The organism is Amycolatopsis sp. NPDC004747, assembly GCF_053601335.1.
Map to the genome: position 1 here is coordinate 262,391 of NZ_JBSGBQ010000009.1, position 20,544 is coordinate 282,934.

The window sequence follows — 20,544 nt, forward strand, 5'->3', positions numbered from 1 at the left end:
CTGGTCATCGATGCGGGACCGCAGAGCGTCGGCGGCCGGAACCGGCAGGCCATCCGGCTCGACGGGACGTTTCCTCGTCCCAGGGGCCAAGGTGGAACCGGTGCAGCTGGGGGAGATCCGGACCGACGCGGACGGCCACCTCGTCGTCGCCGGCGGCCGCGGCCGGGCCGGGTCCCCGTCCGGCCGCGCGCTCCAGGACGCCGGGAACAGCGACGAGTGGTACGACGACGTGTCGGACGGCCCGGTCTCGGCCACGGTCCGGATCCGCGGAAAGGAGATCGGCGTCGAGCCCGCCCGCGTGATCGTCGCTCCTCCGAAGTTCGCGCCGCCGGTCGGCAATGTCGTGCGCCTGTGGGACGTCGTGTTCGACGCGCTGGCCGACGACGCGGCGAAGTTCGCCCGCCCGTCGTACGTGCGGGACATCTACCCGATCCTGCAGGCGGCGCACGACACGGGCGCGGTGAACGAGTCGGCGCGCCCGTGGCACCGGTTCACCCACCCGGTGCGTGCCGAAGCGACGAAGAAGGAGATCCTCGACCGGGTCGGCAGGACGGGACCGAAGCACATGCCTCGCCTGGCAGCCAGCAAGCAGGGGCCGGGCGAGCTGTCCCTCACCAAGACGCAGAAGCGCCGGATCGAGCGCTGGGTGGCGAACGACTTCGACGCGGACTGGCCGGACGGCGCGGATTCCCCACCGGTGGACACCGCCATCACCCCGGGCGGGCTCGACCGGGCCGCTCTCGAAAACTGCGTCGGCGGTGCACTGGAACCGGGGATCGAGGCCGGCAAGGTCCTGGTCGACCCGGCGAACTACGTCGGCGAATTCACCGTCAGGGGACGGTATCCCTCGTTCCGGTTGCGTCCGGACCTGCCGCCCGGGGCGGTGACCGAGGGGATGGCCGTGCCGTGGCAGCACGACTTCCACGAGTGCCAGGGGTGGTGGTGGCCTGCCGTGCGCCCCGACCAGGTCGTGCCGGACGGGGCGCCCCAAGGCGACCCTCCGGTCCCGTGGTTCCGGTACGCGGAGGACCCGGATGAGTTCGTCGGAGGGCTCTGGGCGAAACTCGGGTTCGTGCTGCGGCGTTCGGACGGCGAGCTCGTCGAACGCGACCGCACGTTGTGAGGAGCTTCGACGTCGTGGTGGCGGGTGGCGGGCCGTCCGGTGCCGCCGTCGCGCTGCGGCTGGCGCGGGCGGGCCGCGAGGTCGCGCTGTACGAGCCGTCGGACTACGGGTCGGTGCGCATGGGGGAGACGCTGGCCGCCGCCGTCACCCCGCTGCTGCGGGACCTCGGCGTCCGGGCCGCGTTCGCCGGGCTGCGGCCCCTGCCGTCCTACCGGACGACCAGCGCCTGGGGCGGCGGGGAGCCGGTGGTCCGGTTCTCGCTGTTCGATCCCGATGGCCCCGGGTGGCACGTCGACCGGGCCGCCTTCGACCGGATGCTCGCCGAGGCCGCGGCCGCCGCCGGGGTCTCGGTGGTCCGGCACCGGGTGACCGGAGCCGACCGGGTCCCGGGCGGGTTCGCGATCCGCGCGGCCGTCCCGGCCCGGGCGAAGTCCATTGTGGACGCCACCGGGCGCGCGGCCCGCCTCGCGCGCTGCCACGGCGCACGGCGGGTCCGGTTCGACCGGCTCGTCTGCCTGGCACGGGTCGTCGGCGACGCCGGCCCGACGCCGGAGGACACTTTCGTCGAGTCCGTGCCGTACGGCTGGTGGTACGTCTCCCCGCTGCCCGGCGGCCGCCGGGTGATCGCCTGCTTCACCGAGCCGGCGATCGCCGCCGCGGCCCGGCTGGCCACCCCGGCGGCCTGGTCGGCCGCGCTGGCCGCGACGAAGCACGTGCGGGGGGTGGCCGGATCGGTGCCGCTGGGCGAGCCCGTGGTCGTCGCCGTGGGCGGGCACCTGCTCCGGCCCTGCGCGGGGCCAGGCTGGCTCGCGGTGGGGGACGCGGCCCTGGCGGTGGACCCGCTGTCCGGCGGCGGGGTCGCCTTCGCCCTGCGGTCCGCCGAGTTCGGCGCGGAAGCGTTGCTGCGCGGCGATACCGAGCGCTACGCGAAGTTCGTGCACGACAACGCCGCCGAGTACGGACGCGGGCACGCCCGGGTTTACGGCGCGGAGACGCGGTTTCCGGCCGAGCCGTTCTGGCGGGGCCGCCGGCTGCCGGCGTGAGGTGGCACCCTGCGGCACCCGTCGGTCCGGCGAGTACGCGACGGTAACGATCGCCCGAGCCTCGGTAACAGCGTCTTTCGCCGGTTCGACTCTTGGTCTTACCTCCAGTTTCGCGACCGTTTCGTTGAGGGGTGGCGTCGCCGATGCACGTGATAACCGCTGCTCTGGCATCGCAGAGCTTCTATGTCGAACTGACCGCGAAGGCTTTGCCTGTCGTGGTGGTTGGCCTCCTGGGGAGGATCTTTCGCGGACCGCTTCTCCGGTTCGGAAGGGTGGTGGTCAAGAGCGGGCCGGACTGGCTCGAGCGGGCAGTGGGCAGGCAGGCCGACCGTCTCTACCCGAGCTGGCGGGTCAAGACCGGCATGCGGCACCGGCAGGTGGAGCTCGAATGGCGGTTCCGGACCGTCCGGCGGTTGCTGCGCCGGAGGCGCGGCTACTTCATCCTCGGTGGGGTGTACCTCGATCTGCTCGTGCGGCCCGTCGGGGTGACGAAGCTCGAAGACAAGGAGTACAGCAACCTCGACCGAGTGTATTGCTCCTGGGGCGGCTCGGCCTGCTATGTCGGCCACTACCTCTACGAGAACTTCGGTACGAAGAGCTACCTGTACTCGAAAATCGGGGGGCTCGGTATCCTCAGTCACGAGCTGAAGAGGTTGCTGCGCCGGGAACCGTGGATCAAGCGCGGCCGGTACGGCAGTGGTGATCCGGGACAGCAATCCGGGGTTTCGGTGCACCTCAAGCAGAAGGGCGACACCTTCCGGACGACCTTCACGCACAAGGGCGCGCTCGAAGAGCTCAACTGGGGCCCGGTGCTGAGCAAGCTGGAGAAGAAGACCGGCCGAGGCGGTGTGCTGCACATCTCGGGCTACTTCAGGACCGGCCTGTACCACGATCTTTGTGATGCCCTGCAGCGTCTTTCGCCGAACCTCATCGTCTGCATCGACCACGGCCGGTTCCTTCCCGAAGATCACCTCAGGCCGGCCGAGGCCCTGCTGGAAGCCTTCGGGAAGCAACTGATCGACGTCTACATCTCGACGCCGCCCGAGCTGGACCGGTTGATGGTCCTGGCCGGCGAGGAGGTGGACGAGAACCTCCCGACGGCGGAGAAGCTCAAGACCTACGCCCAGCGGCCGAATCTCCTGCCCCGGGTGACGGTGGTGCGCGGCGAGGTGACCGCCGAATCCGTCACGTCCCTCGTGGTCGTCGACGGCTGCCTGCTCGCTCCGGTGACGGTCGAACCGGGATTGCCGCCGTCGCGCGATGTGCCGGGCAAGAACAACGCCTTCAACGCGGCGCTGGTCCACCACCTGTCGAACGGCGACCCCGACGAGCCGATGGTCGACCTGGTCGGCCGTGCTGTCGAGCGGGCACTCCGTGCCTGGGTCGCGAACGTCGTCCACTGAAGCCGGAAGGCGATCCGATGGTGCAGCCGAGTACCTTCTTCGAGCTCGATCACCCGACTGCTGTCCGGTTGTTCGGTGGCATCGAACGCGTGTGGGAACTGCTGCCGCGGCTGCCCGGTGTCCTGGCGTCGTGGCTGGACGGACGGCAGGTGATCGAAGGTGAGGTCATGGCCGGCGCGGTGATCGGTGCCGAACCCGTGTTCGTCGCCGCCGGAGCCCGGATCGAACCCGGTGCCTACCTCTGCGGGCCGGCGTACGTCGGGCCGGGAGCGGTGATCCGCCACGGTGCCTACGTCCGGCAGAACTGCCTGTTGCTGGACGGCGCCGTCCTCGGTCATGCGTCGGAAATGAAGAACTCGGTCATGCTGCCGGGGGCCAAGGCGCCGCACTTCGCCTACCTGGGGGACAGCATCCTGGGCAGCCGGGTCAATCTCGGTGCCGGGACCAAGCTGAGCAACCTGGCCATCACCGCACCCGGGTGCCGGAAGACGCTCACGGTGGAGGTCGACGGCGTGGTCCACGACACCGGCCTGACGAAGCTGGGAGCCGTCCTCGGCGACGACGTCCAAACCGGGTGCAATGCCGTGCTGAACCCCGGCACCCTGCTCGGCCGCGGAGTGCGGGTCTACCCGAACACGAGCGTCCGCGGCTACCACGGCCCCGGCGAGATCCTCAAGTTGCGGCAGCACGTCGAGACAGCGAAGTGGCGTTGAGCAGCAGTGGTACCAGAGCGTCCGGGCGGTCCAGCGGGATGATGTGGCCGCAGTCCTCGATGACGTGCTCGGTGAGGTCGTCGGTCACCGGACGCAGCTGGCGGGCGAGGGCGTTACCCACCGGGTGGGCGCCGATGGCCGTGGTGGGTACCGTGAGCCTGCCGGTTGCCGTGGCTTCGGCGATCTGCGTTGCGCTTCGGGGCATGGCCCGGTAGTGGCCGAACGCGCACCGCAGGGCGTCGGGTCCGGTGTAGGCCTCGATGAAGCCGTCCCGGAGCTCGGGCGGTACGCCGCGGCCCTGCGTGCCCGCGTCGAGGAACCAGTCGACGTAGGCGGCTTCGTGTCCGGTGAGGACGGTCTCGGCGAGGCCGGGGACCGCGTGGAACCCGAACCACCACGGTGGCCCGCCGGCGAGGAAGTCCTCCGCTCCGGGCAGGCGTCCGAGCAGCGATTCCATCAGGACGAGCCGGTGGACCCGCTCGGGGCGTCGCATCGCGAGCAGGAACGCCGGCGGGGTGCCCGCGTCGATGCCGACGACCGTGGCGGCCGGTTCGTCCAGTGCGTCGAGGAGGGCTTCGGCGTCGGCCGCGAGGGTTCCGGCGTCGTAGCCGTCGGTGGCTCGGGTGGTGGCGCCGAGACCGCGCAGGTCGGGGGCGATGACCCGGTGGTGGCGGGCCAGGTGCGGGATGACGGCGGTCCACAGCCGCCAGGTGTGCGGGAAGCCGTGCAGGAGCAGGACCGCGGGCCCTCGACCGCCGGTGGCCACGTTGATCTCGATGCCGTTCGCCGTGATCCGCTGCTCGCGCACACTGTCTCCTCGCCGGGGGTTACCATTGGTTACCAGATGAGGCTAGGTAACCGGCGGTGCCGGGCCAAGACGGCACTTCCCCGACAGGTGGTGAGCTCCAGGTGACCCCCTCGCCGAAGGGCACGCGCGGCGACCTCTTCGACCCCGCCTGCCCGACCCGCAAGCTGCTGGACCGGATCGGCACGAAGTGGACGTCGATGGTGGTCAAGGTGCTGGCCGAGGCCGGCCCGGCCGAGGTGCGGTTCGCCGAACTGCAGCGCCGGATGCCCGGTGTCTCCCAGAAGATGCTGTCGGTGACGCTGCAGAGCCTCGCCCGCGACGGCCTGGTGGAGCGCCGGGTGGAGCCGTCGGTTCCGCCGAAGGTGCACTACCGGCTCACTGGCCTGGGCCGCTCCCTCGAGGTGCCGCTCGCCGCGCTGCGCGCGTGGGCGGAGGAGAACATGGCGGCGATCGACCGGGCCAACGCCGAGGCAGAGGACTGAAGAAAATGTCCGCTTAGTGGACGGAAAACGGGCATTCACGGGCAAACCGGCGCAACGGCCGGGGACTTGCCGTCCGGATGGTGGGACAGTGGGTCAATCACTGGGTTCGGCGGACGAACTTCCCTAGGGTCCTGATCGTCACTCGATCGGCTGAACCCCTGAAGGTGCTGTGTCCGCCCCTGCCCTGCCGCCGCTCGCGGCGCGCTCCTTGCCCGCCGCGGTCTGGCGTGCCGTCCGGTCCGGGCGGTGGACGTCCGTCTGCGCCGTCCTGATCGCCGTCATCGTGCTGCTCGCCGCCGGGGCCGACCTCTTCGTCCTCGCCGAAGGGCAGAGCCTCGTCCCCGACATCTCGACGCTCGGCCCGACCGGGCTCCCGGCCGGAACGCTCGGCGGGGTGAGCGGCGCGCACTGGTTCGGGGTCGAGCCGCTGACCGGCGTCGACCTCTTCGCGCTCGTCGCCCACGGCGCGCGGACGTCGCTGCTCGTCGGCCTCGGCGCCACCGTGCTCGCCACCACGCTCGGCGTCCTGGTCGGCGTCAGCGCCAGCTACCTCGGCGGCTGGTGGGACCGTCTGGTGACCTGGACCGCCGACGTCATCCTCGGCTTCCCGTACCTGATCTTCATGATCGCGCTCGGCGCCGTGCTGCCGGTCGACTTCCCCCGGCAGATCACCCTCGTCGTCGTCCTCGGGCTCTTCGGCTGGCCGCGGGTGGCGCGGATCGTCCGGGCCCAGGCGCTGACGCTGGCCAAGCGCGACTTCGTCGCCGCGGCCAGGGTCGTCGGCGGCGGCCCGTGGCACGTCTTCACCCGGGAGCTGCTGCCCAACCTGTGGGCGCCGATCATCGTCGTCGCCAGCCTCGCCATCCCGTCGATGATCGGCAGCGAAGCCGCGCTGTCGTTCCTCGGCGTCGGCGTCCTGCCCCCGACACCCAGCTGGGGCCGCACCATCAGCGCCGCCATCGACTTCTTCGAGACGGACCCGATGTACCTGGTCTTCCCGGGGCTGCTGCTGTTCCTGATCACGCTGGCCTTCAACGTCGTCGGCGACGCGATCCGCGACGCGCTCGACCCGCGTTCGGCGGGGGCGGCCTGATGCGCACCGCCCGCTTCGTCGCCACCCGGTTCGCCGGGATGCTGCTGGTCCTGCTGGTCGTCACGTTCGTGACCTTCGTGGTGTTCTACGTCCTGCCCGCCGACCCGGCCCGGATGGCCTGCGGCCGCCCGTGCTCGCCGGAAGGCCTGCGGCTCGCGCGGGAGTTCATGGGCTACAACGTGCCCTGGTACGGCCAGTTCTTCGAGTTCCTCGGCGGGATCGTCGGCGGCCGCACGTTCGGCACCGGGGCCGCGGCGATCCACTGCACGGCGCCGTGCTTCGGCTGGGACTTCCAGAACAACGTCGACGTGCTCGCCGAAATCGGCGGCCGGATCGAGGTCAGCTTCTCGGTCGCGCTGGGCGCGGCGGCGATCTGGATCGTGCTCGGCGTCGGCCTCGGCGTGCTTTCCGCGCTGCGCCGCGGGACCGCCGTCGACCGGATCACCATGGCCGCCGCGATGGCCGGCGTGTCGATGCCCGCCTACCTGGCCGGGATGATCGGCATCACGATCTTCGCGTTCGCCCTCGACGTCGTCCCGAAGAACGGATACGTGCCGCTGACCGAGGACCCCCTGCAGTGGGCGTGGCACCTGGTGCTGCCGTGGTTCGTGCTGGCCTTCCTGCACGCGGCGATCTACGCGCGGCTCACCCGCGGCCAGATGCTGGAAACCCTCGGCGAGGACTACATCCGCACCGCGCGGGCGAAGGGTCTGACCGAACGCAAGGTCGTCGGCAGGCACGCGCTGCGCAACGTCCTGCTCCCGGTGATCACCGTGTTCGGCGTCGACCTCGGCGCCCTGCTGGCCGGGACCGTGATCACCGAGCGGATCTTCGGCATGGCCGGCGTCGGGCGGCTGCTGGTCGACGCGATCGCGTCGCTCAACCTGCCGGTGCTGCTCGGCGTGACGCTGTTCTCGGCCCTGCTCGTCACGGTCCTGAACTTCCTGGTCGATCTCTGCTACGGCGCGCTCGATCCGCGGGCTCGCCTCGTCTGAAGGGGAAACGATGAAAAAGCTGCGGTTCGCCGCGGGGGTGCTGGTCGCCGTCACGCTGCTGTCGGCGTGCGGCGCCAACGACAAACCGTCGGCGCAGGGCGGCACCGTCAAGCCGGGCGGGAACCTCGTCCTGCTCAACGACGCGCCCTCGATCACGTGGGACCCGGCCAAGAGCTCCAACCTGGTCGTCACCACGCTCGGGCTGATCCACCGGCGGCTGACCTCGTGGGACGTCGCGCCGGGCAAGGACACCACGATCGTGCCCGACCTGGCCACCGACACCGGCAAGCCCAGCGACGGCGGCCAGACGTGGACGTTCACCCTCAAGGACGGCCTGAAGTACGCCGACGGCACGCCGATCAAGAGCGAAGACGTCAAGTGGGGTCTCGAGCGCTCGTTCGCACCCGCCTTCTCCGGCGGCCTGGCTTACCACAAGGACCTGCTCTCGCCGGGCCTGGCGTACAAGGGCCCGTTCGAGGGCAAGGACCTCGACACGATCCAGACGCCGGACGCGAAGACCATCGTCTTCCACCTCGCCCGCCCCTACGGCGACTTCAACTGGGTCGCCAGCACCCCGGCGTTCTCGCCGGTGCCGAAGGGCAAGGGCGCCGAGGCGAACTACGGTGACCACCCGGTCGCGTCCGGCCCGTACCAGCTGGCGAGCTACGAGCGCGGCAAGGCGGCGAAGCTGACGCGCAACCCGAACTGGAGCCGCGACGAGGACAAGACGCGGCTGGCCTACGCCGACACGATCGACTTCGAGCTCGGCCAGGACACCGGCGTCATCTCCAAGCGGCTGATCGACGACACCGGCAAGGACCGCAACGCCTTCGGCATGTCGTTCGCCTCGCCCGCGCAGCTGGCCCAGATCCAGGGCAACGCGGCGGCGAAGTCGCGGCTCGTGACCTCGGAATCCGGGGCGCTGGCCTACCTGTCGCTGAACACCCAGCGCGGGAACCTGACGAACCCGAAGGTGCGCCAGGCGTTCCAGTACGCCGTCGACAAGGCCGCCTACCAGGTGGCGAGCGCGGGCAGCGCTCAGCTGGCCGGCGACGTCGCCACCACGCTCATCACGCCGGGCCTGCAGGGCCGCGAGCAGTACGACCTCTACCCGGCACCGCCGTCGGGTGACCCGGCGAAAGCCAAGCAGCTGCTCGCCGAGGCCGGGTTCCCCAACGGGCTCGAGGGGCTGGTCCTGGCCACCCACAACGAAAACGGCTACCCGGAGAAGGCCGCGGCGATCCAGGCGTCCCTGGCGCGGGCGGGCATCAAGATCGCCATCAAGCCGCTCGACGACGACACCTACACGTCCGAAGTGGACACCAAGGGCCTCTCGGACTACGACCTGACGCTGACCTCGTGGCAGCCGGACATCCCGTCGGCCAACGCGAACATCCAGCCGCTGTTCCAGTCCACCGAGATCGGCAACGGCGGGTACAACGAGTCCCGCTACCACAACCCCGAGGTCGACAAGCTGATCGCCGAGGCACAGGCCACCGTCGACCCCGCCGAGGCGGGCAAGAAGTGGGCGGCGCTGGACAAGAAGATCCTCGCCGACTCGCCCGTGGTGCCGCTGATCTACACCCGCAACTCGTTCCTGCACGGCTCGCAGGTCGGTGGCGTCCAGATCGGGCGCTTCCCGGCCTACGTCGACTACCGCAAGTTCGGGATCGTCCAGTGAGCGGAGCCGGGCTCCTGCGGCTGCACGACGTCGCGGTCTCGTTCGGGGACGTCGAAGCCGTCCGCGGGGTCGGCTACGAGGTCGCCGCGGGCGAAGTCGTCGCGGTCGTCGGGGAGTCCGGCTCCGGCAAGACGGTCACCGCGATGTCCCTGCTCGGCCTGCTTCCGCCGACGGCCCGCGTGACGGGCCGCGCGGAGCTGGCCGGGCGGGACCTCTACGCGCTGACCCCGGCCGAGCTGCGGGCGGTCCGCGGCGGCGAGGTCGGCATGGTGTTCCAGGAGCCGATGAGCGCGCTGAACCCGGTGTTCACCATCGGCGACCAGCTCGTCGAGGCGATCCGGACGCACCGGCCGCTCGCCGCCCCGGCCGCCCGGGACCGGGCGATCGAGCTGCTCACCCTGGTCGGGCTCCCGGACCCGCGCGCGCGGTTCCGGTCCTACCCGCACGAGCTGTCCGGCGGCCAGCTGCAGCGCGTCGTCATCGCGATGGCGGTGGCGAACGAGCCGAAGCTGCTGATCGCCGACGAGCCGACGACCGCGCTGGACGTCACCGTGCAGGCGGAGATCCTCGAGTTGCTGCGGGACCTGCGCGAACGGCTGGGCACGGCGATCCTGCTGATCACGCACGACATGGGCGTGGTCGCCGACCTCGCCGACCGGGTGGTCGTGATGCACGACGGCCTGGTGGTCGAGCAGGGGCCGGTCGAGGCGATCTTCACCGCGCCGTCCGAGGACTACACGCGGGAGCTGCTCGGCTCGGTCGTCTCGCTCGGGAGCGCGGTCACCACACGCCCGGGGCCGTCGCTGCCGGACGTCCCCGCGGTGGCCCCGCTGCTGCGCGTGGAGAACCTGTCGGTCACCTACCGCGGCCGGTTCCGCACGATCACCGTCCGGGCGGCCGAAGGCGTGAACCTGCACGTCGAACCGGGGGAGGTGCTCGGCCTGGTCGGGGAGTCGGGTTCGGGCAAGAGCACGGTGGCCCGCGCGGTCACCGGCCTGCTCGCGCCGACGGCGGGGTCGGTGCACATCGGGGACGCGGACCTCGCCCGCGTCCGCGGCCGGGCGGCGAAACAGCTGCGCCGCCGGATCGGCGTGGTGTTCCAGGACCCGCTCTCGTCGCTGAACCCCCGGACGACGGTGGGGGAGAGCGTCGCGACCCCGCTGCGCCTGCACCGGGCCGCCCGTGGGTCCGAAGTAGACGGACGCGTCGCCGAGCTGCTGTCCGCGGTGCAGCTGTCGCCGTCGCTGAGTTCCCGCTACCCGCACGAACTTTCGGGTGGCCAGCGCCAGCGGGCGTGCATCGCCCGTGCCCTGGCGCTGAACCCGGACCTGCTGGTGGCCGACGAGCCGACGAGCGCCCTCGACGTCACCATCCAGGCCCGCATCCTCGACCTGCTGCGCGAGCTGCGGCAGGAGTTCGGGTTCGCGTGCCTGTTCATCAGCCACGACCTGGCGGTGATCGAGCAGCTCGCCGACCGGGTGGCGGTGATGCACCGGGGGCACGTCGTCGAGCAGGGACCGGCCAAGGAGGTGCTCACCGCCCCGGCGCACCCCTACACGCAGCGGTTGCTGTCGGCGGCGCCGGTGGCCGACCCGGAGGCCCAGCGCCGGCGGCGGGCGGCCTGGCGGGAGTTGCGGTAGTTCGCCCCGGCCGGCGAATCCTGGGGGTTCCGGCTCTCCGCACCGCGGCCGGAGCTAGGGGATGACGCCCGGTCTTAGGGGTGACCGCGGATCGGGCGGGTCACTAGCGTACGAGCCGACTACGTGGGAGGCGCTGGTGAAAGAGATCCTCGATGCCATCGAGTCACCGGACGCGGTTGCCGAGGACTTCGCCGCCTTGCCCGTGCCCGAGAGCTATCGCGGGGCGGTCGTGCTGGCGGAAGAGTCCGACATGTTCGCCGGCATGGCGACCGCGCACAAGGATCCCGGCAAGAGCCTGCACATCCGGCCGGTCCCGACGCCGGAGCCCGGGCCCGGTGAGGTGCTCGTGGCCGGCATGGCGAGCAGCATCAACTACAACACCGTCTGGAGCGCGCTCTTCGAGCCGGTGCCGACCTTTTCCTTCCTGTCCCGCTACGCCCGCAAGGTGCCGGCCGCCGCTCACCACGACCAGCCCTTCCACGTGCTCGGCTCCGACCTCGCCGGGGTGGTGCTGCGGACCGGGCCGGGCGTGCACCGGGTCCGGCCGGGCGACCGGGTGGTGGCGCACTGCCTCTCGGTCGAGCTCAACGCCCCGGACGGGCACGACGACACCATGCTCGACCCGGACCAGCGGATCTGGGGGTACGAGACGAACTACGGTGGCCTGGCCGAGCTGGCGCTGGTCAAGGCCAACCAGCTGATGCCCAAACCCGCCCACCTGACGTGGGAAGAGGCGGCCTGCTCGTCGCTGGTGAACTCCACCGCGTACCGCCAGCTGGTGTCCGCCAACGGCGCCGGCATGAAACAGGGCGACGTCGTGCTCATCTGGGGCGCCGCCGGTGGCCTGGGGTCGTACGCGACCCAGATCGTGCTCAACGGCGGCGGGATCCCGGTCTGCGTGGTGTCCAGCGAAGAGAAGGAGCGGCTCGTCCGCTCGATGGGCGCCGAGCTGGTCGTCAACCGGGCGCGGGAGGGATTCCGGTTCTGGCGGGACGAAAACACCCCGGACCGGGCGGAGTGGAAGCGGTTCGGCGCCCGGATCAGGGACCTGACCGGCGGCGAGGACCCGGACATCGTGTTCGAACACCCCGGGCGGGAGACGTTCGGCGCGAGCGTCTACGTGGCCCGCCGCGGCGGCACGATCACCACCTGCGCCTCCACCTCCGGGTACGACCACCACTACGACAACCGGTACCTGTGGATGGCGCTGAAACGCGTGGTCGGCTGCCACTTCGCGAACTACCGCGAGGCCGCCGAAGCGAACCGGCTGATCGGCAAGGGCATGATCCACCCGACGCTGTCCACTGTGTACACGCTGGCGGAGACCGGCCGGGCCGCGCGCGAGGTCCACGCGAACCGGCACAGCGGCAAGGTCGGCGTGCTCGGTCTCGCCGAGCGGCCCGGCACGGGTGTCGAGAACGCGGAGCTGCGGGCCCGGCTGCTGCCTCAGATCATGCGGTTCCGGGACTCCGGCGAAGGGCTGGGCCGGGTGTGATGCCGCGGCAGGCTCTCGAACCGGGCGACCTCGTCCTCGCCTCCCTCAACCGCGCGGTCCGGCTGTACCAGGACGGCTACGCCGGCGCGACGGCCATCGACACCGCGATGAGGCTGGGCTGCGGCCTGCCCATCGGGCCGCTGGCGCACCTGAACGAGATCGGCCTCGACCCGGCGTACCAGGCGTTGGCGCGGCTCCACCGCGCCACCGGGCTGGCCGCGTACCGCCCGGCCGAGCTGCTCGAGCGGCTGGCCGAGACCGGCGGCAAGTTCCAGTGCCCGGCCGCCGAAAACCTGCCGGCCGGCGAGGAGACCGCCGTGCCCGGCCGGATCGGGGTGATCGGGTCGGGCACCATGGCCCGGGGCATCGCGCACGTCGCCGCGCTGGCGGGACTGGACGTGACGCTGGTGGCGCGCGGCTGGGACAAGGCGGAGGCCGCGGTGCTGAGCATCGAGGCCGCGCTGGCGAAAGCGGTGGCGAAGGAGCGGATCACCCCGGACGACAAGGCCGGTGCGCTCGCCCGCCTGCGGCCGGGCGTGGACCGGGCGGCCGTCGGCGACTGCGGCCTCGTCGTCGAAGCGGTCGCCGAGGACATCGACGTCAAGCGCGGGGTCTTCACCGATCTGGGCGCGCTGTGCAAGCCCGACGCGGTCCTCGCGACCACGACGTCCAGCCTGTCGGTCACCGAATGCGCGGAGGCGGCCGGCCGCCCGGCCGACGTCGTCGGCATGCACTTCTTCAACCCGGTGCCGGCGATGAAGCTGGTCGAGGTCGTGCGCACCGCGGCCGCCGGGCCGGTGGCGCTGGCGACCGCGCGGGCCGTGGCGCGGCGCATGGGCAAGACCGTGGTCGAGTGTCCCGACCGGACCGGGTTCATCGTCAACTTCCTGTTGTTCCCGTACCTCAACGACGCGGTCAAGCTGCTGGGCAGCGACCTCGACGCGGCCGCCGTCGACGCGCGGATCAAGGCCGAGTTCGCGTACCCGATGGGGCCGTTCGAGCTGATGGACGTCATCGGGCTGGACATCAGCGAGGCGATCCTGTGGCGGCTGCACGCCGTCGACGACGACCCGGAGACGGAACCGGCGGCCCTGCTGAGCCGGATGGTCCGGCAGGGCCGCCTCGGCCGGAAGTCGGGTGGGGGCTTCCGCTGACGGCTACGGGGTGAACACCAGCCGGTGGCCGCGGTCCTCGCTCTGCCACGCCTTTTCCACGTCGGCCAGCGGCATCGCGCGCAGCGGGACGCGGATGTCGCCGGCACCGGTGTGGGTGAGCAGCCGGCGGTAGACGTCCGTGACGTACTCCGGCGGCGGGTCGCCGACCGAACCGAGGAGCGTCACGCCGGCCCGGCGCAGCCCGTTGCTGTTGACGGTGGCGTCGAACCCCGCCTCGCTGCCGAGCTGGACCAGCCGCACGTCCGACGCGGTGAACAGGGCCTTCGGCAACGCGTCGAGCAGGGCCTCGACCGGGCGGCCCCACAGGTAGTCCAGGACCACGTGGTAGCCGGTGCCGAGTCCTTCGCGGCGGAAGGCGGCGGCGAGCTCGTCGGACGGCCGGGTGAGGTCGATGACCCCGTCGGCACCGTAATCGGCGAGCGTGGCCAGCGTTTCCGCGTTCCGCCCGGCGGCGACGACCCGGGCCGCGCCCAGCAGTTTGGCGACCTGGATCGCGACCCGGCCGGCGACGCCGGTGCCGCCGAGCACGAGAACCGTCTCGCCGGGGGCGAGCCGCGCCCGCCACGCCAGCGAGAGCCACGCGGTCAGCCCGGGGTGGAAGACCGCGGCGGCGGCGACGTCGTCGACGTTGTCGGGTACGGAAAACAGCTTCGCGCGCGGGGCGACCGTCCACTCCGACATCGACCCGTACGGCGGCCGGCGCACCGCGAACGCCACGCGACGGCCGTCGGGCAGCGTGCCGACGCCTTCGAGCCCGGCGACGAACGGGAGCTCTCGCTTGCCCGCGTAGGCGGGGAGCTCGGCCATCCACCGGGCGATCGGGGTGAGCGCGCTCGCGCCGACGCGGATCAGCTCCTCCTCCTGCCCCGGTACCGGGTCGGGGAACTGCGAAAAGATCGGTGGTTCACCGAACGTGTGCAGGACGGCGGCATCCATCGGCAGCCTTCTTCCATGGGGTTTCGGTGCGCCCGACGGCATTTCATCGCGGCGCCGGCCCGCTCGATGCTATCCGCGCGGCAACTCCCGAACGGCGGCGCGCGGGAAAGATTGGGGGTGCGCTTCGCGCGGGATAAGGGTATGGCGCCGCGCCAAGATAGGGGTTCTGGCCCCCTGTTTCGCCGAACTAGCGTGTCCGGTGGTGTCCTCGAGCTGTGACGATGCCGACGACCCGGATGACAGCGACCAGGATGGGGATCGGGACTCGATGTCTAAGAAGAACGTTCTTGTTGTCGGCGGTGGCCCCGCCGGATCCACCGCGGCCGCGTTGCTGGCCCGGGCGGGGATGAGCGTGCAACTGGTGGAGCGGGACACTTTTCCGCGGTACCACATCGGCGAGTCGATCGCCCCGTCCTGCCGGGCGGTGATGGCCCTGTCGGGTGTGCTGGACAAGGTGCAGGAACGCGGCTACCCCGTGAAGCGGGGCGTGCTGCTGCGCTGGGGCAACGAAGAGGACTGGAAGGTCGACTGGCCGGAGCTGTTCGGCCCGGACGTCAGCTCGTGGCAGGTCGACCGCTCCGACTTCGACGACGTCCTGCTGGCCCACGCGGCCGAAGAGGGCGCCGAAGTGGCGCAGGGCGCCAAGGTGAAGCGGATCCTGTTCGACGGTGACCGGGCCGTCGGCGCGGAGTGGGTCGACGCCGGCGGGACCGCCCGCACGATCGAGTTCGACCACCTCGTCGACGCCTCCGGCCGCGCGGGAATCCTTTCCGGACAGACGTTCAAGAGCCGTGAGCCGCACGAGGTCTTCCGCAACGTCGCCATCTGGGGCTACTGGACGGGCGCGAAGCTGCTGCCGGGCACGCCGGAGAACGGCATCGACGTGATCTCGGCGCCGAACGGCTGGTACTGGGTGATCCCGCTGCGGGACGACCGGTACAGCATCGGGTTCGTCAGCCACCAGAGCGACTTCCTGGAGAAGCGTCCGCAGTACGCCTCGATCGAGGACATGCTGATGGGCGCGGTCGCCGCGTCCCCCACGGTCAAGCAGCTCGTCGAGGGCGCGGTGTACCAGGGCGAGGCCCACGTCGAGCAGGACTTCTCGTACGTCTCGGAACGGTTCTGCGGGCCCGGCTACTACCTGGCGGGCGACGCCGCGTGCTTCCTGGACCCGCTGCTGTCGACCGGTGTCCACCTCGCGATGTACAGCGGAATGCTGAGCGCGACCTGCATCGTCGCCACGAGCAACGGCGAGATCACCGAGGCCGAGGCCGGCGGGTTCTACGAATCCCTGTACCGCAACGCCTATTCCCGGTTGTACGCCGTCGTCGCCGGGGTCTACCAGCAGTACCTCGGGCAGGCTTCCTACTTCGAGCTCGCCCAGGGGCTCGTGCGCGAGGAGGAGGACCACTACGACGCACCGAACGGCGCGTTCGGCGAAATCACCGCGGGCATGGCCGACCTCCGCGACGCGGGCCGGGCCGGGGGCACCGCGCCGATGCAGGAACTGATCGAAGCGGTGGCCGAGGCGCGCCGCCGGGTGACGGACACGTCGGGCGAAATGCCGGCGGGGCCGCCCATCGACGCGATCAAGATGAACCCGATGGACCTCTACGACAGCGCTTCCGGGCTCTACATCGTCACCGAGCCGAGGCTGGGCATCCGCCGCGCCGAGGTCGAGGCGACCACCGGGAGCTGACCGCGGGGACCCGTCATCCGGGGCGGGTGCCGGCGCACCCGCCCCGGCCGGCGGCCGGAGCCAGGAGGAACCGGGTGAACAGCAAGCAGATCGTCATGGTGCTGATCGATCTCGCCGTCGTCATCGTGGGTGCCAGGCTCCTCGGTGCGGTGGCGGAACGGCTGCGCCAGCCGGCGGTGATCGGGGAGATCACGTTCGGCGTCCTGGCCGGCCCGACGTTGTTCCACGGCGCGGTGAGCCGCGCCCTGTTCCCGGTCGACGTGCGGCCGGCGCTGGGCGTGCTGGCGAACATCGGGGTCGCGCTGTTCATGTTCGTGGTGGGCCTGGAGATCGAGGGCGCGCAGCTGCGCCGGGCCAAACGGGTGACCACCGCGGTTGCGGTGGGGGCCACCGCCGTCCCGTTCGCGCTCGGCGTGCTCGTCGCGGTCCTCGTGGCCGGCGGGCACGTGACGAAGAACCCGACCGGATTCGTGCTGTTCATGGGGTTGGCGATGTCGGTGACCGCCTTCCCGGTCCTGGCGCGGATCCTCGCCGACCGGGACCTCGGCCGGACCTACATCGGCAGCGTCGCCCTGTCCGCGGCCGCGGTCTGCGACATCGTGGCCTGGTCGCTGCTGGCGGTGGTCAGCGTCATCTCGGGGGTGGCGAGCGGGTCCGCGTGGTGGGTGCTGCTGCTGTTCCCCTACGTCGCGGTCATGGTGCTGGTCGTCCGGCCGCTGCTGAAGCGCGCCCTGGCCGGGGCCGGGTCGCCGTCACCCGGCACCATGGCCACCCTGTTCGGCGGGTTGCTGGTGTCCGCGGCCTGCACCGAGGCGATGGGCCTGCACTTCATCTTCGGCGCGTTCCTGTTCGGTGCCGTCGTGCCACGGGACGCCCACGCGCGCCTGCGCGACGCCGTGGTCGCCAACGTCACCGTGGTCGGCAGGTCGCTGCTGCTCCCGGTGTACTTCGTGGTCGCGGGACTCAGCGTGGACCTCGGCGCGCTCGGCGGCTCCGGGGCCGGCGAGCTCGTGCTGATCTTCCTGGCGGCGACGGCCGGCAAGCTCGGCGGGACCTACCTGGGGGCCCGCAGCCGGCGGCTTCCCCGGCGGCAGGCGCTGGCCCTGGCCGGGTTGATGAACACGCGTGGCCTCACCGAACTGGTCGTCCTGGGCATCGGGTTGCGGGCCGGGCTGCTGGACGGTGGCCTCTACTCGATGATGACGGTCATGGCCGTCGTCACCACGGCCATGACCGGACCGCTGCTCGGGCTGGTGTACCGGCGGCCCGAGGACAGCCGGTGGCTGCCCGCCGAGGCGGCCGTCGCCCGTCGCTGACCCGGCCTCACCCCGGCGGCTCGGTGCCGTTGTCCGATGTGGACGGCTGACGCGCCGGCTGCTTCGCCGTGGAGAGCTCGTCCATCGAATCGGCCAGCCGGCGCAGCAGCACGGTGAAGGCCTTGCGCTCGTCGAGCGTCCAGTCCGCGAGCAGCTCGCGCGTGAGGCTCTGCCTGGCCTTGTTGATGGCCTGGACCATCGTGCGGCCCTTGGGGGTGGTGCTCGCCTGCCGGACCCGGCGGTCGGCGCCGTCCTGGTGGCGCTTGATCAGGCCGAGCGACTCCAGCTTGGCCAGCTCCCGGCTGATCGTCGAGTGGTTGAGCCCGAGCAGGTCGGCGAGGTCGACCACCCCGACCGGCTCCAGCACGTCGATCCGGACCAGCAGCGGGAACAGCGCGCGGTCCAGGGTGACGCCGGCGCGTTCCATGATCAGCCCGAACAGCTTGGGCCGGCTCATCCGGCCGAGCATCTCCAGCCACGTGTCGTAAAAATCTTCGCTCATTGTGTGTACTCTGCACGGATCTCGGATATGCTGGCGCCCATGACAGATACCACCTTTCGCAGTCGTACGGCCCGGGCCACTCGCCCGGGCGGTACAGATGTTATCGAGGTCAGCGCGGGGGACGTGCGTCCGCTCGGCGCTGGTGAGGTGCTGGTCAAGGTCGAGGTGGCGAATCTGAACCACGCGGACTCGCTGATCAGGTCCGGTGAGTACGCGGTGAAGATGCCCTTCCCCTATGACATCGGCCTGGAAGGCGCCGGCACGGTCGAGGCGGTGGGCGAGGGGGTCACGCTGGCTCCCGGCACCCGCGTGTGCTGGACGGGCACGCCCGGCACCTGCGGCGAGTACGTGGTCGCGAAGGCCATGCTGCTCACGCCCATCGTGGACGGCCTCGGGTTCGACGAAGCCGGCCGGCTGGCCCACGCGGGCCTGACCGCCGGGCTGCTGGCCCGGGTCTGGCCGTTGTCCGAAGGGCAGCGGGCGGTGATCTGGGGTGCCGCCGGCGCGGTCGGCCGGATCCTCACCGCGACCCTCGCCGCGCGCGGGGTCGAGGTGATCGGCATCGCCAGCGGCGCCCGGGTCGAACCGGTGCTGAAGGTCGGCGCCGCGCACGCGATCGACCGGGCCAGCGAGGACGTCGTCGGGCAGATCATGGACATCACCGGCGGGGCCAAGGTCAACGCGGTGTACGACCCGGTGGCCGCCGAGACGTTCACCACCAGCCTGAAGCTGCTGGCGCCGCGCGGCTGCCTGATCAACTACGGCGAGCTGTCCGGCCCGGTGGCCGGCGCGAGCCTGCACGAGCTGTTCACCGCGGGCGGTGTGTTCATCACGAAGTTCCAGGGCGAGGCGTGGGTGGAGAGCCCCGCCGACTTCCCCGCGCTGGTCACCACCGCGCAGGAGCTCGCCGCGGAGCAGCCCGCCGTGCTCACCGAGGTGTCCGCGACCTTCCCGCTCGAGCAGGCCGCGGAGGCGTACCGGCTGATGGAAGAGGGGGTGCCCGGCAAGGTGCTCGTCCACCCGTGGGCGTGACCGGCGGGGCAGGGGAGCAGGTGGTACGGAGCAGAAGTTCCTGATTCAGGAAGCAGACAAGGTTTGGGGGCCGGGGGGAAGCGTCTCTGGCGTGTGGCCCGGGTCGTCAATTCCGCTGTTCGCAGAAACGAGTTGAGGACGTATGACCGAGACAACGCAAGAGACCGCACCACGGGTCACCGAGTTCCCGCAGCACCGCACCTGCCCCTACCAGCCACCGCCCGGGTACGCCGAGCTGGCCGAGCAGGGCGCGCTGGCGAAGGTCGGGCTGTACGACGGCCAAGAGGCCTGGGTGGTCACCCGCTTCGCCGAGGCCCGGCAGCTGCTGGGTGACCTGCGGGTGTCGTCCAACCTCACCCTGCCCGGTTTCCCGATCCTGTCGCCGCGGATGGAATCCATTCGCGACAGTCACCCCGCGTTCATCGAGATGGATCCGCCGGAACACACGGTGTACCGGCGGATGCTCAGCGACGAGTTCACCACGACCAGGATGCGGGCGCTGCGGCCGGAGGTCGAGCGGATCGTCGACGAGGCGATCGACCGGCTGCTGGCGCACGAGCAGCCGGTCGACCTGGTGCACGAGTTCGGCGTGCCGGTTCCGTTGATGGTGATCTGCCGGCTGCTCGGGGTCTCCCTGGACACCCCGGAGGCGTTCGCCTTCTTCCAGGACGCCGGGCACCGGCTGGTCCAGGCCACCACGGCCGAGGAAGCGCACCGGGCAGGCGGCGACATCTACCTGTACCTGGACCGCGTGGTGACCGAACAGGAGAAGGACCCCGGTCCCGGCCTGATCGGCCGGCTGGCCCGCGACGAGTTCGCGGCCGGCCGGATGACCCACCAGGACCTGGTCCAGATCACGATGCTGCTGCTGATCGCGGGTTACGAGACCACCGCGATGATGGTCGCGCTCGGCGTCATCACGATGCTGGCGCACCCGGAGCAGCTGGCGAAGCTGCGGTCCGATCCGGACGGCTGGCCGAACGCCGTCGAGGAACTGCTGCGGTACCTGGCGGTCGCCGACGTGGCCGCGCTGCGGGTGGCCCGGGAGGACATCGAGGTCGGCGAGTGCACCATCCGGGCCGGCGAGGGCGTGATCATGGCCAGCTCGATGACCAACCGGGACGCCGCCGCGTTCCCCGACCCGGACACGTTCGACGTCGACCGCAACGCCCGCCACCACCTGTCCTTCGGCTGGGGGGTGCACCAGTGCCTCGGTGCGAACCTGGCCCGGCTGGAACTGCAGGTCATCATGCCGAAGCTGTTCGAACGGATTCCGACGCTGCGGCTGGCCGTTCCGGTCGAAGAGCTGTCGCTCAACGGCCCGGGCACCACCCAGGGGGTCGCGCAGCTGCCGATCGCCTGGTAGGCGGCCCCGAACACTCCGCCGCCCCGAGCTCGAACGCCGAGC

18 protein-coding genes are annotated in these 20,544 nt (G+C 71.3%); 15 read left to right on the plus strand and 3 right to left on the minus strand.

Annotated features, from left to right (window positions below; genetic code table 11):
- The first annotated feature begins 10 nt into the window (after positions 1–10).
- The 4 genes from ACWEGE_RS17150 to ACWEGE_RS17165 all read left to right on the plus strand — a co-directional run bounded on the left by ACWEGE_RS17150 (position 11) and on the right by ACWEGE_RS17165 (position 4,282).
- A complete protein-coding gene (locus tag ACWEGE_RS17150; RefSeq protein ID WP_449661418.1) occupies positions 11–1,123 on the plus strand; it encodes a LodA/GoxA family CTQ-dependent oxidase in 1,113 nt (370 codons plus the stop codon).
- Entirely contained in the window at positions 1,120–2,166 is a 1,047-nt protein-coding gene (locus ACWEGE_RS17155) for an NAD(P)/FAD-dependent oxidoreductase (protein WP_449661419.1), read from the plus strand. Before ACWEGE_RS17150 ends, ACWEGE_RS17155 begins: the two co-directional genes overlap by 4 nt.
- Positions 2,167–2,297: 131 nt before the next feature.
- Complete coding sequence (locus tag ACWEGE_RS17160; RefSeq protein ID WP_449661420.1) at positions 2,298–3,569, plus strand: hypothetical protein; 1,272 nt, start codon at positions 2,298–2,300, stop codon at positions 3,567–3,569.
- Between the two features lie 17 nt (positions 3,570–3,586).
- A complete protein-coding gene (locus tag ACWEGE_RS17165; RefSeq protein ID WP_449661421.1) occupies positions 3,587–4,282 on the plus strand; it encodes a hypothetical protein in 696 nt (231 codons plus the stop codon).
- Here ACWEGE_RS17165 and ACWEGE_RS17170 read toward each other — a convergent pair.
- Entirely contained in the window at positions 4,242–5,090 is an 849-nt protein-coding gene (locus ACWEGE_RS17170; RefSeq protein WP_449661422.1) for an alpha/beta fold hydrolase, read from the minus strand. The two genes, ACWEGE_RS17165 and ACWEGE_RS17170, sit on opposite strands and share 41 nt — an antisense overlap.
- A gap of 101 nt (positions 5,091–5,191) precedes the next feature.
- Here ACWEGE_RS17170 and ACWEGE_RS17175 point away from each other — a divergent pair, with 101 nt between their 5' ends.
- The 7 genes from ACWEGE_RS17175 (at position 5,192) to ACWEGE_RS17205 (ending at position 13,630) form a co-directional block, all read left to right on the plus strand.
- A complete protein-coding gene (locus ACWEGE_RS17175) occupies positions 5,192–5,572 on the plus strand; it encodes a winged helix-turn-helix transcriptional regulator (protein WP_449661423.1) in 381 nt (126 codons plus the stop codon).
- Between the two features lie 169 nt (positions 5,573–5,741).
- Complete coding sequence (locus tag ACWEGE_RS17180) at positions 5,742–6,665, plus strand: ABC transporter permease (RefSeq protein ID WP_449661424.1); 924 nt, start codon at positions 5,742–5,744, stop codon at positions 6,663–6,665.
- Positions 6,665–7,660 (plus strand): ABC transporter permease, encoded by a 996-nt coding sequence (locus tag ACWEGE_RS17185; RefSeq protein WP_449661425.1) that lies wholly within the window; start codon positions 6,665–6,667, stop codon positions 7,658–7,660. The genes ACWEGE_RS17180 and ACWEGE_RS17185 overlap by 1 nt, the downstream gene beginning before the upstream one ends.
- A gap of 10 nt (positions 7,661–7,670) precedes the next feature.
- Positions 7,671–9,341: an ABC transporter substrate-binding protein gene (locus ACWEGE_RS17190; protein WP_449661426.1), complete on the plus strand. Its 1,671-nt coding sequence runs from the start codon at positions 7,671–7,673 to the stop codon at positions 9,339–9,341.
- A complete protein-coding gene (locus ACWEGE_RS17195) occupies positions 9,338–10,981 on the plus strand; it encodes an ABC transporter ATP-binding protein (protein WP_449661427.1) in 1,644 nt (547 codons plus the stop codon). The genes ACWEGE_RS17190 and ACWEGE_RS17195 overlap by 4 nt, the downstream gene beginning before the upstream one ends.
- Positions 10,982–11,117: 136 nt before the next feature.
- A complete protein-coding gene (gene ccrA, locus ACWEGE_RS17200; RefSeq protein ID WP_449661428.1) occupies positions 11,118–12,476 on the plus strand; it encodes a crotonyl-CoA carboxylase/reductase in 1,359 nt (452 codons plus the stop codon).
- Positions 12,476–13,630 carry a 3-hydroxyacyl-CoA dehydrogenase NAD-binding domain-containing protein gene (locus ACWEGE_RS17205; protein ID WP_449661429.1) on the plus strand — a complete coding sequence of 385 codons (1,155 nt, stop codon included), beginning with the start codon at positions 12,476–12,478 and terminating at the stop codon, positions 13,628–13,630. Before ccrA ends, ACWEGE_RS17205 begins: the two co-directional genes overlap by 1 nt.
- A gap of 3 nt (positions 13,631–13,633) precedes the next feature.
- On the opposite strand, the gene ACWEGE_RS17210 is transcribed toward ACWEGE_RS17205, so the two are convergent.
- The gene (locus ACWEGE_RS17210) at positions 13,634–14,587 is read right to left on the minus strand and encodes a quinone oxidoreductase family protein (protein WP_449661430.1); all 954 of its coding nucleotides are present in this window, start codon (positions 14,585–14,587) and stop codon (positions 13,634–13,636) included.
- Positions 14,588–14,855: 268 nt separating this feature from the next.
- Between ACWEGE_RS17210 and ACWEGE_RS17215 the strand changes: the two genes are divergently transcribed.
- Positions 14,856–16,286, plus strand: coding sequence for an NAD(P)/FAD-dependent oxidoreductase (locus tag ACWEGE_RS17215; RefSeq protein ID WP_449661431.1), 1,431 nt, complete (start codon positions 14,856–14,858; stop codon positions 16,284–16,286).
- A gap of 74 nt (positions 16,287–16,360) precedes the next feature.
- Positions 16,361–17,602: a cation:proton antiporter domain-containing protein gene (locus ACWEGE_RS17220; RefSeq protein WP_449661432.1), complete on the plus strand. Its 1,242-nt coding sequence runs from the start codon at positions 16,361–16,363 to the stop codon at positions 17,600–17,602.
- A gap of 7 nt (positions 17,603–17,609) precedes the next feature.
- Here the strand turns inward: ACWEGE_RS17220 and ACWEGE_RS17225 are convergent, their stop codons facing one another.
- Positions 17,610–18,104 carry a MarR family winged helix-turn-helix transcriptional regulator gene (locus tag ACWEGE_RS17225; RefSeq protein ID WP_449661433.1) on the minus strand — a complete coding sequence of 165 codons (495 nt, stop codon included), beginning with the start codon at positions 18,102–18,104 and terminating at the stop codon, positions 17,610–17,612.
- A gap of 123 nt (positions 18,105–18,227) precedes the next feature.
- Here ACWEGE_RS17225 and ACWEGE_RS17230 point away from each other — a divergent pair, with 123 nt between their 5' ends.
- Together ACWEGE_RS17230 and ACWEGE_RS17235 are read left to right on the plus strand one after the other, a co-directional pair.
- Complete coding sequence (locus ACWEGE_RS17230) at positions 18,228–19,136, plus strand: zinc-binding dehydrogenase (RefSeq protein ID WP_449661434.1); 909 nt, start codon at positions 18,228–18,230, stop codon at positions 19,134–19,136.
- Positions 19,137–19,278: 142 nt separating this feature from the next.
- Positions 19,279–20,502 (plus strand): cytochrome P450, encoded by a 1,224-nt coding sequence (locus ACWEGE_RS17235; protein WP_449661435.1) that lies wholly within the window; start codon positions 19,279–19,281, stop codon positions 20,500–20,502.
- The last annotated feature ends 42 nt before the right edge of the window (positions 20,503–20,544 follow it).